We start from the raw sequence: 15414 nt of genomic DNA, 5'->3' as shown, positions 1-15414 counted from the left end.
TATGGAAACAGGCATTTTTGGTGCAAAGGATATTTTGTGGATACGGTGGGACGAAACAAAGAGGCAATAGCAAAATATATCCGAGAGCAGTTACAAGAAGATATAATTGTCGACCAGCTAAGTTTGAAGGAATTGACAGACCCGTTTACGGGTGAGCCCGTGAAAAAGTCATAAAAAGAGCCCCTTTAGGGGCTGACTGAAAAGGTTATGCGGTTGGCGGACTTTTTCAGTGAGTCTTGAGACTCAGCTAGTACCTTGCCCTTATAGGGCGTAATCAAGCCACCCGTTTTACGGGTGGTCCTGACTTATAGATAATTTTAAAGGGGGAGCATAATGAATTACACAACACAAATGGATGCCGCCAAACAAGGAATTATTACCCGGCAGATGGAGCTTGTGGCTCAAAAGGAAAGAATGGAAGTAACCCGGCTGCGGGACTTAATTGCCGAAGGAAAGGTCGTCATACCGGCCAATAAACATCACACTAACCTGGACCCGGAAGGCGTGGGCGCCGGACTACGGACAAAAATCAACGTCAATCTGGGCGTGTCGAAAGACTGCTGCGATCTTGACCTGGAACTGGAAAAAGCCAGAAAAGCGATTGACTTAAAAGCGGAAGCGATTATGGATTTGAGCTGTTACGGCAAGACACAGGAGTTTCGCCGTAAATTAATTGATTTTTCGCCGGCCATGATCGGTACGGTGCCCATGTATGACGCAGTAGGGATGCTGGACAAGGAATTAAAGGATATTACCGCCGATGAGTTTTTCCGGGTGGTCGAACGGCATGCCCAGGATGGAGTGGACTTCATGACCATTCACTGTGGCATAAACCGGGCTACGGCCGAACGTATCAAACGAAATAAGCGGCTTACCCACATTGTTTCCCGGGGCGGTTCGCTATTGTTTGCCTGGATGGAACTCAATCAGCGGGAAAATCCTTTTTATGAGCAATACGATAGACTGCTGGACCTGTGCGAACAATATGATGTAACCATCAGTTTGGGCGATGCCTGCCGGCCGGGCTGTATCCAGGACGCCACCGACGCATCGCAGATTGAAGAGTTAATTACACTGGGAGAGCTGACTAAACGGGCCTGGGAACGAAATGTTCAGGTTATGATTGAAGGACCCGGCCATATGGCGCTTAATGAAATTGCCGGCAACATGATGCTGGAAAAGCGGTTGTGCCATGGCGCACCGTTCTATGTGCTGGGACCGCTGGTGACTGATGTGGCGCCCGGCTATGATCATATCACCAGTGCTATCGGCGGAGCTATCGCGGCAGCTAACGGCGCCGACTTTTTGTGCTATGTCACGCCGGCGGAGCATCTCAGACTGCCTGATCTGGAGGATATGAAGGAAGGAATTATCGCCTCACGGATTGCCGCTCATGCAGCGGATATCGCCAAGGGAATTCCGGGTGCCCGCGAATGGGATAATGCGATGAGTGCAGCCAGGGCCGATGTTAACTTCCCCAAAATGATCGAACTGGCTATTGATCCGGAAAAAGCCAGACGCTATCGGGAATCGTCGGCACCGGAAGCGGAAGATACCTGTACCATGTGCGGCAAGATGTGTCCGATGAAAAATATGAAAAAACTGATGAATGGCGAGGACCTGTGCATTAAATAAAAAAGAGAGGCGTTCCGGAGCGGTAATCACTCCGGGCGCCTCTCTTTATATGTGTAATTTATTTAATGACCATAACCGGGCACTTGGCATGATGTAAAACATAATGGCTCACGCTGCCCATGACTAGCTCTTTCAGTACACCCAGGCCACGCCGGCCCATCACAATGACATCGTAGCCTTGGGTCTGGGCAAAGCCGGGAATCCGCTCTGCCGGTGAACCCAGTTCCAGAAAGGTGGTGCTGTGCACTTCCGGCGGCAGCATTTGAGCCGCCTCCGCCAGGACATGCTTGCCAAACTCCTCGGCATTTTCCATAAAGTCTTCCGGAATATACGTGGTTCCCAGCGGTGCATATACCTGTAAATCCTTAAAAGAAATCATAACATGCAACAAGCCTACGGTGGCGCCGGTGCAAGCGGCCAGGTAGCCGGCGTGCTGGACTGCCTTATAGGAGTTGGGAGAACCGTCGACAGGGACCAGAATTTTTTTGTATTGTACTGCGTTCATTCGTTAATCCCCCTTTGCTTACATGTAATTAAATGGATCACCTACTAGCTGCGGCTGACTTACAAAAAAATTCTTGCTTGGCAACGAGTAAGGTAAAGAGAATTTATCTATACTATTATAATAATGTAATTTTCTGTATATGTCAAAATTTACGCCAGGAATAGCTTTCTAATACTTAAAAAATTTGCTATAATTTCCTTTATGGTACATACATGCAGGAAATAATGGCTTTACAGCGAAAAGCAAAACAATATTATGCTAGTGGTCCGTCTACTCTAAAATCATAATGATTTCATGGGCCCTTTTCCGCGAATTCTTTTACGCTTTCAAAGTAGACAGACCATTAGACAGTGGCAAAGGAGTAGGAATATGACGACCAATCCGGGATTAACTTCTAACTTTATTCACGATATAATTAATGAAGATTTGAAAAACAACAAACATGACAGCAGGGTTCATACCCGTTTCCCGCCGGAACCGAACGGCTATCTACACATCGGACATGCCAAATCTATTTGTTTAAATTTTGGTACGGCTGCCAAATATGAGGGACTGTGCAATCTCCGGTTTGACGATACCAATCCCAGCAAAGAGGATGTCGAATATGTCGACTCCATCAAAGAAGACGTGAAATGGCTGGGCTTTGACTGGGATGACCGGATGTTTTATGCTTCCGATTATTTTGCTAAACTTTACGAATATGCCGTACAACTCATTAAATCGGGTAAAGCCTATGTATGTGATCTGGATGCCCAAAGCATCAGAGAATATCGCGGTACCCTGACCGAGCCGGGAAAGGAAAGCCCTTACCGTAACCGTTCGGTAGAGGAAAACCTGGACCTGTTTGAGCGTATGAAGCAAGGTAAGTTTGCCGACGGTTCGCGGGTGTTAAGAGCAAAAATCGATATGGCTTCGCCGAACTTAAATATGCGTGATCCTGTATTGTACCGGATTTTGCGGGCTAACCATCACCGTACCGGCGATGCCTGGTGTATCTACCCGATGTATGATTATGCTCACCCGATTTCCGACGCCATAGAAGGGATTACCCATTCCATTTGCACACTGGAATTTGAAGCGCACCGTCCGCTCTATGACTGGGTTCTGGAGGCGCTTGAAATTGAAGACCGGCCGCAGCAAATTGAATTTGCCCGGCTGAATTTGACCAATACGGTGATGAGCAAGCGGCATCTGCGGGCCTTGGTGGAAGAAGGCCAGGTAAACGGCTGGGATGATCCCCGCATGCCGACCATTTCCGGACTGCGCCGGCGGGGATATACGCCTGAGGCTATCCGTGATTTTTGTGAACGTATCGGCATTGCCAAGAGCAACAGTACGGTAGACGTGGCTTTACTGGAACATTGCATCCGGGAGGATTTAAACAGCCGGGCGGCACGGGTAATGGCGGTTCTGCGCCCCTTAAAGCTTGTCATTACAAACTATCCGGAAAATACGGTCGAAGAATTGGAAGCGGAAAATAATCCGGAAAATCCGGATATGGGTAAACGGAGCATTCCTTTCTCCCGGGTAATATATATAGAGCAAGAAGACTTTATGGAGAATCCCCCCAAGAAGTTTTTCCGGTTGGCGCCTGGCCAGGAGGTTCGGTTAAAACACGCTTACATTATCAAATGCGAACAGGTCATTAAAGATGAAATCAGCGGTGAAATCAAGGAAATTCACTGCACTTATGATCCGGATACCAAAAGCGGCGGTATTGCCAGCGGACGTAAGGTGAAAGGTACGCTGCACTGGGTTTGTGCGGACCGGGCTGTCGATGCCGAAGTGCATCTTTATGATTATTTATTTAAAGATGACGCGGACTCGGAAGAAGGAGCCCTGTTTAATCCTGATTCACTGGAAATACTTACCGCCTGCAAGGTAGAGCCGGGTTTGCTTGATACTATAGCGGGAACACGATACCAGTTTTTACGGCAAGGATATTTTTGTACTGATCTGGACTCTACTCGCAGCAAACTTATTTTTAACCGCATTGTGGGTTTGCGTGATTCCTGGGCGAAAAACCAGAATAAAAGCAATGGATAAATAGAGCAGCCGGAGGCAAGTTATCCGGCTGTTTCTTATAAGAAGACCGGTTTATCGGTTAAAATACAGGCGGATCGAATTCTGCCAAATTTCCGCAAAATACGATAAAAAAATTATTTATTGTTTTAACAACTACCGACTTATGATATAATCAATAGGGTTCGAAGACGTATATCAGGAGGAATTTACGTGGGATTTAGATTGAAACCCAAAGAAGAAAAGTTTTTCCAATTATTATCTGAACAAGCTGTATTGGTTCAAAAGTCGGCAGAGATTCTTGCTTTGGCGATGCATGAGAAAGATAAATTAGTTGAATTGATGGGGCTGATTGATTCGGTGGAAAAAAATGCCGATGAAATTGTAGCCAAGGTCGGTGAACGGTTGCAGAAGACTTTTATCACCCCCTTTGACCGGGAAGATATTTTTACGCTGGTGCAGAAACTTGATGATGTGATCGACGGAATCAAAGGGATTATTGAAAGAATGCACCTTTATAATGTTGGTACCGCTACTCCCGGTGTCCAGGAACTTAGCGAGCTGGTTGTGAAGGCTTCCAAACAGATTGAAAAAGCGGTCAGCTATTTGAGCGATTTAAAGAAGTCCCATATTAAAATTGAGGCGCGCTGTAGTCGCATTATGGAGCTGGAGGCTGAAGGCGACCGGCTGTACCGTGAGGAAATGGGCAAATTGTTCAGAGATTGTCAGGACCCAATTGAAATCATCAAGTGGAAAGAGATTCTGGCCAATCTGGAAGATATGCTGGACCTTTCGGAAGATATTGCTGATGCCCTAAAGAGAGTAGTGCTGAAATATGCCTGATTTTATTCTTTTATATATTGTCGTTTTTCTGGCGGTTGCCTTTGATTATATCAACGGCTTTCATGATACGGCCAATGCGATTGCCACTTCTGTGTCGACCAGGGCAATTAAGCCTCAGTACGCTATCTTGCTGGCTGCCTCGCTTAATTTTCTAGGGGCGCTCTTAAGTACCGGTGTTGCCAAAACGATTGGCGGCGATATCGTAAGGGCAGCGTCGCTGGTAAGCCAGGAAGTGATTATTTCTGCCTTGGTGGGAGCCATTGCCTGGAATCTGCTTACCTGGTGGTACGGCATTCCGAGTAGTTCGTCCCATGCTTTGATCGGCGGTGTCATGGGATCGGTTATCGTTGGTTCCGGCTGGGATGCTCTTAACACGGCCGGTATTGAAAAAATCATATTATCCCTCATTCTTTCGCCTGTGTTGGCCTTGATTTCCGGCTATATTATTATGATCATCCTGTTATGGGTCTTCGGGCGGTTTGCACCGATGGCGTTAAATTCGGGCTTTAAGCGAATGCAGCTCCTGTCGGCTAGTTTAATGGCCTTTTCCCATGGTTCCAATGACGCACAAAAGGCCATGGGCATTATTACGTTGGCGCTCTTAAGTGCCGGCCAGATTCCCACGTTAGAGGTTCCAACCTGGGTTAAACTGGTTTGTGCTACGGCTATGGCACTAGGGACGGCAGCCGGTGGCTGGAAGATCATAAAAACTATGGGCACTAAAATTTTTAAGATGGAACCGATTAATGGTTTTGCTGCCGATCTGAACTCATCCTTGGTTATCTTTTCCGCTACTTTTTTGCATTTGCCAGTAAGCACCACCCATGTGGTGTCCGGTTCAATTATGGGTGTGGGTTCGGCCAAACGGGTCAAGGCTGTGCACTGGAGTGTGGCGCAGCAAATGGTATATGCCTGGTTTCTGACCATTCCGCTAAGCGGTATTACCAGTGCTGTTGTTTATAAACTGTTACATATTTTTTAAGTATGTTCTATAATAATATATAGTAGAAGATAAATGAAGCAGTACCGCCGCAGGCGGTGCTGCTTCACTAAATTATGGAGAGGATGGCGCCTGATGTCTAAAATAAAGAAAAATCTCAGTGATGCCGATATGCTGGTGGGATGGAAAGAAGCGATTTCTTTTGAGTCGGATGTATATAAGGAGGACCCGGACAGGGTGCAGACACCGACCAGGGCGAAGGACAAGCCGGAGACCAAAAGCTTTCTTTCCTCCTTTTTGACACCGGAGCTGGAAGAGAAAATCGGTAAGGCCCTGCTGGATTTAAAACTGGAGTTATATAAAAAGGGGACAGTTGATTTTACGTTAAAGGTTTCACGTGATAATGAACGGGTCATTATTCAGGCTGTTCCGGTTAAAGAAAAAAAGCAAACCGGTAAGCAGCCAAGTTGATATTTGTGTACAATATTGAATAATTATTACATACTGGGACACCCTAAGAGAAAAGCGCTGGATTTATTCTGCCGTGATAATGGCGAATGGGAACGTGGGAAAATATTCACAAATGCTAAAATAGTGCAGACAACTGTGTCAGTCGTTGAAATATTCAATAAATTGTGGAAAATGCAGCAAAAACGCCGTTAACCGCCCGTAATGATATTTCTTCTTTACATGTATATGGTAAAGGTGTATATTAATAATGTGTATTACCTACCATAAAGTCGTGGCTTTTTTGCTGTGCAGCGGCAAGCGTTGCTCAATGCGATATGCGAGAATAAATATGCATATTAATGTATTATTATTCGTTATGCAAAATTGCACTATAGAGAGGGGATTGATTTATGGCTAGAAAAATGAAAACAATGGATGGAAACACCGCGGCTGCCTATGTTTCGTATGCCTTTACGGAAGTGGCGGCTATCTATCCCATCACACCTTCATCGCCGATGGCGGAGCATGTGGATGAATGGGTGGCGCAGGGCAAGAAAAATATTTTTGGACAACCTGTGCGCGTAGTGGAAATGCAGTCTGAAGCCGGTGCCGCCGGGGCGATGCATGGTTCATTGCAAGCCGGGGCGCTGACGACTACATATACGGCTTCTCAGGGATTATTGCTGATGATTCCTAATATGTATAAAATAGCAGGTGAGCTGCTGCCCGGCGTTTTTCATGTAAGCGCCCGTGCTCTTGCCGCCAATTCCTTGAATATTTTTGGTGACCATCAGGATGTTATGGCTGCCCGTCAAACCGGTTTTGCCCTGCTGGCAGAAAGCAGTGTTCAGGAAGTTATGGATTTGTCGCCAATTGCCCATCTGGCAGCTATCAAGGGAAAAATCCCTTTTGTCAGCTTTTTTGACGGTTTCAGAACTTCCCATGAAATTCAAAAAATTGAAGTGCTGGAATACGATGAACTGGAAAAAATGCTGGACAAGGATGCTTTGGAAGCTTTCCGGCGCAATGCGTTGAATCCTGACCATCCGGTAGTAAGAGGAACGGCGCAGAATCCGGATATTTATTTCCAGGAACGCGAAGTTGTCAACAAGTATTATGAGCAAATTCCTGCACTTGTAGAAGATTATATGGAACAGATTAATAAACTGACCGGACGAAATTACCACTTGTTCAACTATTATGGTGCGCCCGATGCGGAACGTCTGATTGTAGCGATGGGCTCGGTGTGTGAAGCCATTGAGGAAACTGTTGATTATCTGAACCAAAAAGGGGAAAAGGTCGGTCTGTTAAACGTGCATCTTTACCGTCCTTTCTCGCTGGAGCATTTCTTCAAATATATCCCGCAGACGGTGAAAAAGATTGCCGTACTGGACCGGACCAAAGAACCGGGCTCGCTGGCTGAGCCGTTGTATTTGGATGTAAAGAGCGCTTTTTACGGCAAAGAATGGCAGCCGGTTATCGTCGGAGGACGGTACGGCCTGGGTTCCAAAGACGTAGTTCCCGCGCATATTGTGGCGGTGTATGATAATCTGAAGCTGGAACAGCCGAAAGATGGCTTTACCATGAGTATAGTGGATGATGTTACTTTCACTTCACTGGCTTTGCCTGAGTACGATCTCGACACGACACCGGAAGGGACTAAGGCATGTAAATTCTGGGGACTGGGTTCCGATGGAACGGTTGGCGCCAACAAGAGCGCAATCAAAATTATTGGTGACCATACCAAAATGTATGCCCAGGGGTATTTTGCTTATGACTCGAAAAAATCAGGCGGTATCACCGTATCTCATCTGCGGTTTGGCGACAAACAGATAAAATCGCCCTATTTGATTAATAAGGCTGATTTTGTTGCCTGCCACAACCAATCTTATGTGGATAAATATGATGTACTGGAGGGCTTGAAGAAAAACGGCAATTTCCTGTTGAACTGTATTTGGAATAAAGACGAACTGGATGAAAAGCTGCCGGGAGCCATGAAACGCTATATTGCCAACAACAATATTCAGTTCTATACCATAGATGCTGTGGACATTGCGCAGCAATTGGGTCTGGGCGGCCGTATCAATATGATCATGCAAGCAGCTTTCTTCAAGATTGCCAATATCATTCCTTTGGAAGACGCCGTCAAGTATTTGAAAGATGCGGTTGTTAAGTCCTACGGCAACAAAGGTCAGAAAGTTGTCGACATGAATAATGCCGCCATTGACCAGGGTGTTGATGCCATTGTGAAGATTGAAGTTCCCGAGTCCTGGAAAACGGCGAAAGATGTGGCTGCTGAACAAAAAGAAGTTCCCGCCTTCATCAAAGACATTTTAGTACCGATGAATCGCCAGGAAGGCGATAAACTACCGGTAAGCGCCTTTCTAGGCATGGAAGACGGCACCTTCCCGCTAGGTACGGCAGCGTATGAAAAACGTGGCATTGCCGTAAACATTCCTGAATGGCAAATTGACAAATGCATTCAATGTAACCAATGTGCGTTTGTTTGTCCGCATGCGACCATTCGGCCGGTATTGATTAATTCTGAAGAACAGGCCGCTGCACCGGAAGGCTTTACCTCCAAACCGGCTGCCGGCGCTAAGGATTTGTCCTACCGCATTGCGGTGGCGCCGCTTGACTGCACCGGTTGCGGCAACTGCGCCAACATTTGTCCGGCCAAGGAAAAAGCCTTGATTATGAAACCGCTGGAAACACAGCATGCCCAGATCGACCTGTGGGAATATGCCATGTCTCTGTCGCCGAAGGCTAATCCGATGAATAAGAATACCGTTAAAGGCAGCCAGTTTGAACAGCCGCTGCTCGAATTCTCCGGTGCCTGCGCCGGCTGCGGTGAAACGCCGTACGCCAAACTGGTTACGCAATTGTTTGGTGATCGCATGATGATTGCCAATGCCACCGGCTGCTCGTCCATCTGGGGAGCCAGTGCACCGTCCATTCCGTACACTACCAATCATAAAGGCCAGGGACCGGCTTGGGCAAACTCCTTGTTCGAGGATAATGCCGAATATGGTTTAGGGATGCATTTAGGGGTTTCCCAGGTTCGTCAGAAGCTAGCTGCTGATGTACAGGCTGCGTTGGCAGTTGCCGGTTCGGAGTTGAAAGCCGCTTTGGAAGATTGGCTGGAAAATATAGATAATGGAGCAGGCACCCGTGATCGTGCGGATAAAGTGATTGCTTTGTTGGAGGCAGAAAAAGACAAGGCTTCGGTTTTACAGGAAATCTATAAAAACAGAGACTTCCTGGCTAAACGTTCACAGTGGATTTTTGGCGGCGACGGCTGGGCTTACGATATTGGGTTTGGCGGCCTGGATCATGTGCTGGCGTCCGGTGAAGATGTAAACGTGCTGGTTTTTGACACGGAAATATACTCCAATACGGGCGGTCAATCATCCAAATCCACACCGACTGCGGCAATCGCTAAATTTGCTGCCGGCGGTAAACAGGTTAAGAAAAAGGACTTGGGCATGATGGCCATGAGCTATGGTTATGTATACGTTGCTCAGATTTCCATGGGTGCTGATAAGAATCAGACCTTAAAGGCGATTGCCGAAGCAGAAGCGTATCCGGGTCCTTCCTTGATTATTGCTTATGCACCTTGCATCAGCCATGGAATTAAGGGCGGTATGGGCTATAGCCAGGTAGAAGCGAAGAAAGCGGTTGAGTGCGGTTACTGGGCTATGTACAGGTATAATCCTCAGCTAAAAGAGGCTGAAAAAAATCCGTTTGTGCTAGACTCCAAGGAACCAACGGCCGATTTTAAAGAGTTTTTGTTAAGCGAAGTTCGTTATGCGTCCTTACAAAAACAGAATCCGGAAACTGCCGAAATACTGTTTAAGAAGACGGAAGCAGATGCAAAAGAGCGTCTGGCCACTTATAAACGGCTGGCACAAAATTAGTTTGTAAAAAAGAGTATAAGAACAAAAAAGAATGCGCCTGGACCGCAATTGCGGCTCAGGCGCATCTCTTTTTGTTTATATTGTTGGAGTAAGGAATACCCAAACAATTACTGCTATTAACCTCTGATTAAATATTGTAATAATAAGCTGACATCTTCCGGTTCGGACGCAATGATTTCCATTTCGTCGATTTTTGCTTCGCTAAAGAGGTTTGATAAAGCAACATACTGTGACAATTTTGATTTCAGGTTTAAGCGGTCCCCTTCATTGGTAACCAGTTCCACCCGCCCTTTGCATTGATCCAGGACCTCAAAGAAACGCTTGACATCGGTTATGTTCGTTATTTTCATCAGAAGCCTCCTTAATATGATATGATTTGTATTCTGTTTTCTACATTTTACCATGTATTTTTAAGTCTGAACATGAGAAACTGATTTTTTGTGCATAGATATTTTGCCATGATCAGGAAAAGTGGTATAATGGTTAAACTGCAGTTTTGCTTGCTGCATCGGATCGGAAAGACCGGGAGAGAATAAGAAGACTAGGATTTGCAGGAGGTTGTATGGAAGGTTCGGCTGCATTAGGCCAGGAACGAGTAGATAAATTATTGTGGCGGTATTCTGTCCCTGCCATGATCGGCATGGTTGTCAATGCTCTATATAATATTGTGGACAGTATTTTTGTAGGAAACGGGGTCGGCGAATTTGCCCTGGCAGCGGTAGCCATTGCTTTTCCGGTTATGATTATCTTAATGGGCTTTGGCATGCTGATCGGGGTAGGGGCCGGTTCTCTGGTATCTATCCGGATGGGAGAAGGGCGAAAAGAGGATGCCGAAAAAATTTTAGGTAATGCGTTTACTCTGTCGGTTTTGTGCGGTATTGTTCTCAGCGCCATGATACTGCCTTTTTTAGACCCTGTTTTACAGTTGCTTGGTGCTGAACCCAATATATTGCCTTATGCAAGAGCTTTTATCAAGGTCATGCTCTGGGGCAGCTTGTTTATGTACGTCGGATTCGGTTTGAATAGTATTGTACGGGCCCAGGGTGATCCGAAAATCGCCATGGCTACTATGCTTATTTCTGCCGGCATCAATGTTGTTTTAAATCCGTTATTTATTTTTTACTTTCAATTGGGAATCGCCGGCTCTGCGCTTGCCACAGTGATTGCGCAAATGGTAGCTGCCGTATGGATTATACTGCATTTCCTCAGGAAAAAGAGTTATTTGCGGCTAAAAATCCAGTGTATGGCCTTGGATTTTACCGTTGTTTTTCAGATTATAAAAACCGGCGCATCTCCCTTTTTGATGCAAATCGCCGCCAGTGTTGTCAATGTACTGTTTAATCATAGCCTCTTGTTGTATGGCGGAGAAATTGCCGTTGCTTGCATTGGGGTGATCACCCGGATAGGAATGCTGATGTTAATGCCGATTTTTGGAATCAGTCAGGGTGTACAGCCGATTATTGGCTATAATTATGGCGCGAGAAACTATACCCGGGTCATTGAAGCAGTCCGCAGAGCAAGTTATGCTGCTTCCGCGTTATCGCTGGCAGGATTCCTGGTAGTACAATTTTTTAGTGAAAGCATTGTCGGCGTGTTTAACCAGAATGGGGAGTTCATTGCCATTGGTGCCAAGGGGCTTCGCCTGTTTTTGCTGCTGCTTCCGGTTATCGGTTTTCAGGTGATCGGCGCCAATTACTTTCAGGCGGTGGGCAAGGCCCAATATGCTATTTTTTTTAGTATGTCCCGTCAGGTGATTATACTTATCCCGATGCTCTTGCTGTTACCGCCTTTATTCGGGTTGAATGGGGCTTGGGCCGCTGCACCGGTGGCTGATCTGGGTTCGTTTTTGCTAACCGGTTATTTTTTATTGAAAGAAATTCGCACGCTCAGGCAGTCGGAGACACTATAAAATAGTACTAAGACTTGCAGGGCAGGGGTTATTGTACTATGCTGTTAGTAAGACTTAAATGCGCTCTCTGACTGAAAGCTAATACACTGGGCCGTCTAAACTTGTATTAGGAGGGATTTCCTTGATAAAATGTGAACGTATGTTATCGGAATTTTTTGAGCTGGTAAAGATATCCTGTCCATCCCGTGATGAACGTAAGGTGGCTGACTTATTGTTTTCCCGACTGGAGAAACTTGGCTTAAAAGTTGAGGAGGATCAGGCGGGGAAGGTGATTGCAGGCAATACCGGCAATTTGATAGGTCGTTTGGCGGGGAATGTGCCTGGAGCGCCAACTGTGCTGTTTACGGCCCATATGGATTGTGTTGAACCCTGCAGTGGCATTGAGCCGGTAATTGATAAGGGGATTATTCGTTCGGCCGGCAATACCATTTTGGGTTCCGATGATAAGGCCGGAGTTGTTGCCATCATGGAGGCTTTGCGTGTTATAACAGAAAAAGGACTTCCTCATGGCGATATTCAGATTGTCTTTACTGTATCGGAAGAGGCCGGGCTGGACGGTTCTAAGCACGTGGAGCAGTCAAAGCTTAAGGCTGATTTCGGCTACGCGCTTGATTCGAGTGGATCGCCGGGCGAGATTATTACTAAGGCGCCGGGTCAAAACCAGATTAATGTTGTGGTTCGCGGCAAAACGGCTCATGCCGGTGTTGCGCCGGAAGAGGGAATAAACGCTATCGTAGTGGCAGGCAAAGCATTGGCCAGGATTAAACAAGGCCGTATTGATGAAGAGACAACTGCCAATATTGGTGTAATTAAAGGCGGGCAGGCTACTAATATCGTTCCGGATAAAGTAGAACTGGCCTGTGAGGCAAGAAGCCGGAATATGGATAAGCTGGCGGCACAGACTGAGCATATGAAAGTGGTATTTGAGGAAACGGCGAAGGAAAATGGCTGCTGGGCAGAGGTTGCCGTTGAAACCGCTTATGGCTCCTTTGTGCTGGAAGATAGCAGCCCGGTGGTTGCTTTAGCAGTAAAAGCGGCAGAAAGCATTGGCCTGGAACCTGTTCTTAAAGCAACTGGCGGGGGTAGTGATGCCAACTTTTTTAACAGTTATGGCATTCCGACAGCAGTACTTGGTGTGGGCATGTCCAAGGTACATACTACAGAAGAATATATAAAAGAGGTTGATCTATATAAAGCCGGCGAATATGTTCTGGCAATTATAAAAGCTGCCGCTGAACAGAATAAAACCCGCTAGAGACACATACCTCATTAGAGACACATACCTCATTAGAGAAACTATACAGTAAGCTGTTATTTCTAGAGGCTAGGGCGTGTTTTCAAATTAACGGAATATGTCCGAAGATCCCTGTCAGGGGATGTTCCAGATAGTTTGAAAACACGCTTTAAATACGTCTGCCTGCTAGTTGTTTCAGTGTCATTTTAAGAGGGACATGGATGGCGAAATTATTAATTCTTATTAACTTAGCTTATTTTTTTCTTGGCATTAATGGTGTTATTGGTGGGGTTAATCTTTTGGAAATTGCCGGGACTTTTAAAGTGGAACCCTATGTGATTGGTTATTTAGCTACTTTTATGTCTGTAGGCAGTACGGCGGCTATATTTTTTACAGGCTTTTTTGCCAGACGGCTGCAGGTTAATCAAGTCTTGATTGCAGCGCTTGTGCTCTTGATTTTTTGCTACGTGGGTATTGCCTTGGGAGGTAGTTTATTTACTTTTGGTGTGGCCATGCTCGGTTGTGGTATTGGGACTGGCGTATTTTTGTTTATTGCCAATTATGTCATCATAACATTTTATAATAATGAAAGCAGGACAGCACACCTAAATTTCATAAATTTTTCTTATAGTGCCGGAGCGGTCGTTACGCCTATTGCTGCTGGAATGTTGCTCAAACGTGATGTTTCCTGGGAGCAGCTATATTTGCTGACTGCCGCATATGTTTTTTTCCTGTTGCTGCTGGCTTTGCCGATTAAAAGGCTTGTGACCGACAATGGCAAATGCAGAACAAGCAGCGAGCCAAAAGAGAAGTGGAATGTTAATGTGTATATTATCGGTTTTGTTTTCGTTTGCTACGCATTGGCAGAAGTGATTTTCTCTAACTGGATTGTTGTGTATTTGCGGGAATTTCTTGCGGTGGATATTGTACAGGCCGGCGGCATTTTGTCTTTGTTTTGGGCCTTTATGACATTGGGAAGACTGAGTGCCGGATTGATTACTAGATATATTAGAGTTGACTATTATATTATAGGTTCGGCGACATTGGCCTTTTTTTCCTATCTAACGGTTTTATTGCTGAGGAACACATACTTGATTATGATTGGTGCAAGTTTTATGGGATTGTTTTTTTCCGGACTATATGCTTCTCTGGTCTCGTATGGTACGATGCAATCTAAACAGGCGTCTTCTAAGTTGGTGAATTTTTATATTTCCATAAGCTCTGTCGGGAGTATCTTGTGTTTTCTTCTGTCTAGCGCAGTGAATCAATACTTTGGGGTGTACTGTAATCTTCTGTTAAGCGCAGGAGCCATGGGTATGGTCGCATTGCTTGTTGGCATCACGATGTTCATTAACAAGTCCCAAAAGCCGAATCTACAAACCGGATAAGGAAGGTGGTCTTATGGAAGAGTTTCAATTATATACGCCGGACGAAGGATTTATTGAAATTACTTCGCAGGTGGTGGCGGCAGTAGTGCGCAGTAAGGTAGAGGAAGGTCTATGCCAGGTATTTGTGCCACATACGACGGCAGGTGTAACCATTAATGAAAATGCTGATCCTGATGTAGTTACAGACATGCTGAAGGCTCTGGACCATATGGTACCCAGTCTGGCTTATCGGCATGATGAAGGCAACTCACGAGCCCATATGAAAAGTTCTTTGTTAGGCTGCTCGCTGATTATAGCCATTACTAAAGGAAAGCTAGTGTTAGGTAGATGGCAGGGAATTTACTTCTGTGAATTTGACGGCCCACGAAACAGACGCTATTGCGTTCATGTTATCAGGCAGGCTGAGCCTATATAAAGTAAGTAGGCTTATAGTTATAAAAAAATGTCGAAATATCTGTTGACATAAATAACAAGGCATGCTATTATATAAAAGTCGCTGAACACGGCGGCAGGAAATGGTAAGAAAGCCAATAAAAAACAGGTTGACAGGCAAAAGCCGATGTGATAGTAT

At 45.7% G+C, this 15414-nt stretch carries 13 protein-coding genes; 11 read left to right on the top strand and 2 right to left on the bottom strand.

The window, feature by feature from the left end:
- Together F3H20_RS19210 and thiC are read left to right on the top strand one after the other, a co-directional pair.
- Positions 1-174: transposase (locus F3H20_RS19210; protein WP_188128424.1), on the top strand; the 174-nt coding region annotated here is incomplete at its 5' end.
- Between the two features lie 159 nt (positions 175-333).
- Complete coding sequence (gene thiC, locus F3H20_RS19205; RefSeq protein WP_149736463.1) at positions 334-1635, top strand: phosphomethylpyrimidine synthase ThiC; 1302 nt, start codon at positions 334-336, stop codon at positions 1633-1635.
- Between the two features lie 58 nt (positions 1636-1693).
- On the opposite strand, the gene F3H20_RS19200 is transcribed toward thiC, so the two are convergent.
- Positions 1694-2140, bottom strand: coding sequence for a universal stress protein (locus F3H20_RS19200; RefSeq protein WP_149736462.1), 447 nt, complete (start codon positions 2138-2140; stop codon positions 1694-1696).
- Between the two features lie 369 nt (positions 2141-2509).
- On the opposite strand from F3H20_RS19200, the gene F3H20_RS19195 reads away from it, so the two are divergent.
- From F3H20_RS19195 to nifJ, 5 genes are all read left to right on the top strand, one after another.
- Entirely contained in the window at positions 2510-4186 is a 1677-nt protein-coding gene (locus F3H20_RS19195) for a glutamine--tRNA ligase/YqeY domain fusion protein (RefSeq protein WP_149736461.1), read from the top strand.
- Positions 4187-4375: 189 nt separating this feature from the next.
- Positions 4376-5005 (top strand): DUF47 domain-containing protein, encoded by a 630-nt coding sequence (locus tag F3H20_RS19190; RefSeq protein ID WP_177173690.1) that lies wholly within the window; start codon positions 4376-4378, stop codon positions 5003-5005.
- Complete coding sequence (locus F3H20_RS19185; protein ID WP_149736460.1) at positions 4998-5987, top strand: inorganic phosphate transporter; 990 nt, start codon at positions 4998-5000, stop codon at positions 5985-5987. Before F3H20_RS19190 ends, F3H20_RS19185 begins: the two co-directional genes overlap by 8 nt.
- Before the next feature lie 93 nt (positions 5988-6080).
- A complete protein-coding gene (locus tag F3H20_RS19180; RefSeq protein WP_149736459.1) occupies positions 6081-6416 on the top strand; it encodes a hypothetical protein in 336 nt (111 codons plus the stop codon).
- Positions 6417-6805: 389 nt separating this feature from the next.
- The gene (gene nifJ, locus F3H20_RS19175; protein ID WP_149736458.1) at positions 6806-10312 is read left to right on the top strand and encodes a pyruvate:ferredoxin (flavodoxin) oxidoreductase; all 3507 of its coding nucleotides are present in this window, start codon (positions 6806-6808) and stop codon (positions 10310-10312) included.
- A 116-nt stretch (positions 10313-10428) separates the two neighbouring features.
- Here the strand turns inward: nifJ and F3H20_RS19170 are convergent, their stop codons facing one another.
- A complete protein-coding gene (locus F3H20_RS19170; protein ID WP_091751715.1) occupies positions 10429-10662 on the bottom strand; it encodes a polya polymerase in 234 nt (77 codons plus the stop codon).
- Positions 10663-10874: 212 nt separating this feature from the next.
- On the opposite strand from F3H20_RS19170, the gene F3H20_RS19165 reads away from it, so the two are divergent.
- The 4 genes from F3H20_RS19165 to F3H20_RS19150 all read left to right on the top strand — a co-directional run bounded on the left by F3H20_RS19165 (position 10875) and on the right by F3H20_RS19150 (position 15258).
- A complete protein-coding gene (locus tag F3H20_RS19165; RefSeq protein ID WP_149736457.1) occupies positions 10875-12221 on the top strand; it encodes an MATE family efflux transporter in 1347 nt (448 codons plus the stop codon).
- A gap of 121 nt (positions 12222-12342) precedes the next feature.
- Positions 12343-13476, top strand: a complete 1134-nt coding sequence (locus F3H20_RS19160) for a M20/M25/M40 family metallo-hydrolase (protein WP_149736456.1) — start codon at positions 12343-12345, stop codon at positions 13474-13476.
- A 200-nt stretch (positions 13477-13676) separates the two neighbouring features.
- Positions 13677-14843 carry an MFS transporter gene (locus F3H20_RS19155; protein WP_149736455.1) on the top strand — a complete coding sequence of 389 codons (1167 nt, stop codon included), beginning with the start codon at positions 13677-13679 and terminating at the stop codon, positions 14841-14843.
- A gap of 13 nt (positions 14844-14856) precedes the next feature.
- Entirely contained in the window at positions 14857-15258 is a 402-nt protein-coding gene (locus F3H20_RS19150) for a secondary thiamine-phosphate synthase enzyme YjbQ (protein WP_149736454.1), read from the top strand.
- Positions 15259-15414: the final 156 nt, after the last annotated feature.

The organism is Propionispora hippei DSM 15287, from assembly GCF_900141835.1.
Lineage (GTDB): Bacteria > Bacillota > Negativicutes > Propionisporales > Propionisporaceae > Propionispora > Propionispora hippei.
This window is presented reverse-complemented; position numbering and strand designations above follow the sequence as displayed.

Bases quoted from the DNA above. Each gene is read 5' to 3' on its own strand.
- thiC (WP_149736463.1), top strand. From the start codon at position 334: ATGAATTACACAACACAAATGGATGCCGCCAAACAAGGAATTATTACC.
- F3H20_RS19200 (WP_149736462.1), bottom strand. From the start codon at position 2,140: ATGAACGCAGTACAATACAAAAAAATTCTGGTCCCTGTCGACGGTTCT.
- F3H20_RS19195 (WP_149736461.1), top strand. From the start codon at position 2,510: ATGACGACCAATCCGGGATTAACTTCTAACTTTATTCACGATATAATT.
- F3H20_RS19185 (WP_149736460.1), top strand. From the start codon at position 4,998: ATGCCTGATTTTATTCTTTTATATATTGTCGTTTTTCTGGCGGTTGCC.
- F3H20_RS19180 (WP_149736459.1), top strand. From the start codon at position 6,081: ATGTCTAAAATAAAGAAAAATCTCAGTGATGCCGATATGCTGGTGGGA.
- nifJ (WP_149736458.1), top strand. From the start codon at position 6,806: ATGGCTAGAAAAATGAAAACAATGGATGGAAACACCGCGGCTGCCTAT.
- F3H20_RS19170 (WP_091751715.1), bottom strand. From the start codon at position 10,662: ATGAAAATAACGAACATAACCGATGTCAAGCGTTTCTTTGAGGTCCTG.
- F3H20_RS19165 (WP_149736457.1), top strand. From the start codon at position 10,875: ATGGAAGGTTCGGCTGCATTAGGCCAGGAACGAGTAGATAAATTATTG.
- F3H20_RS19155 (WP_149736455.1), top strand. From the start codon at position 13,677: ATGGCGAAATTATTAATTCTTATTAACTTAGCTTATTTTTTTCTTGGC.
- F3H20_RS19150 (WP_149736454.1), top strand. From the start codon at position 14,857: ATGGAAGAGTTTCAATTATATACGCCGGACGAAGGATTTATTGAAATT.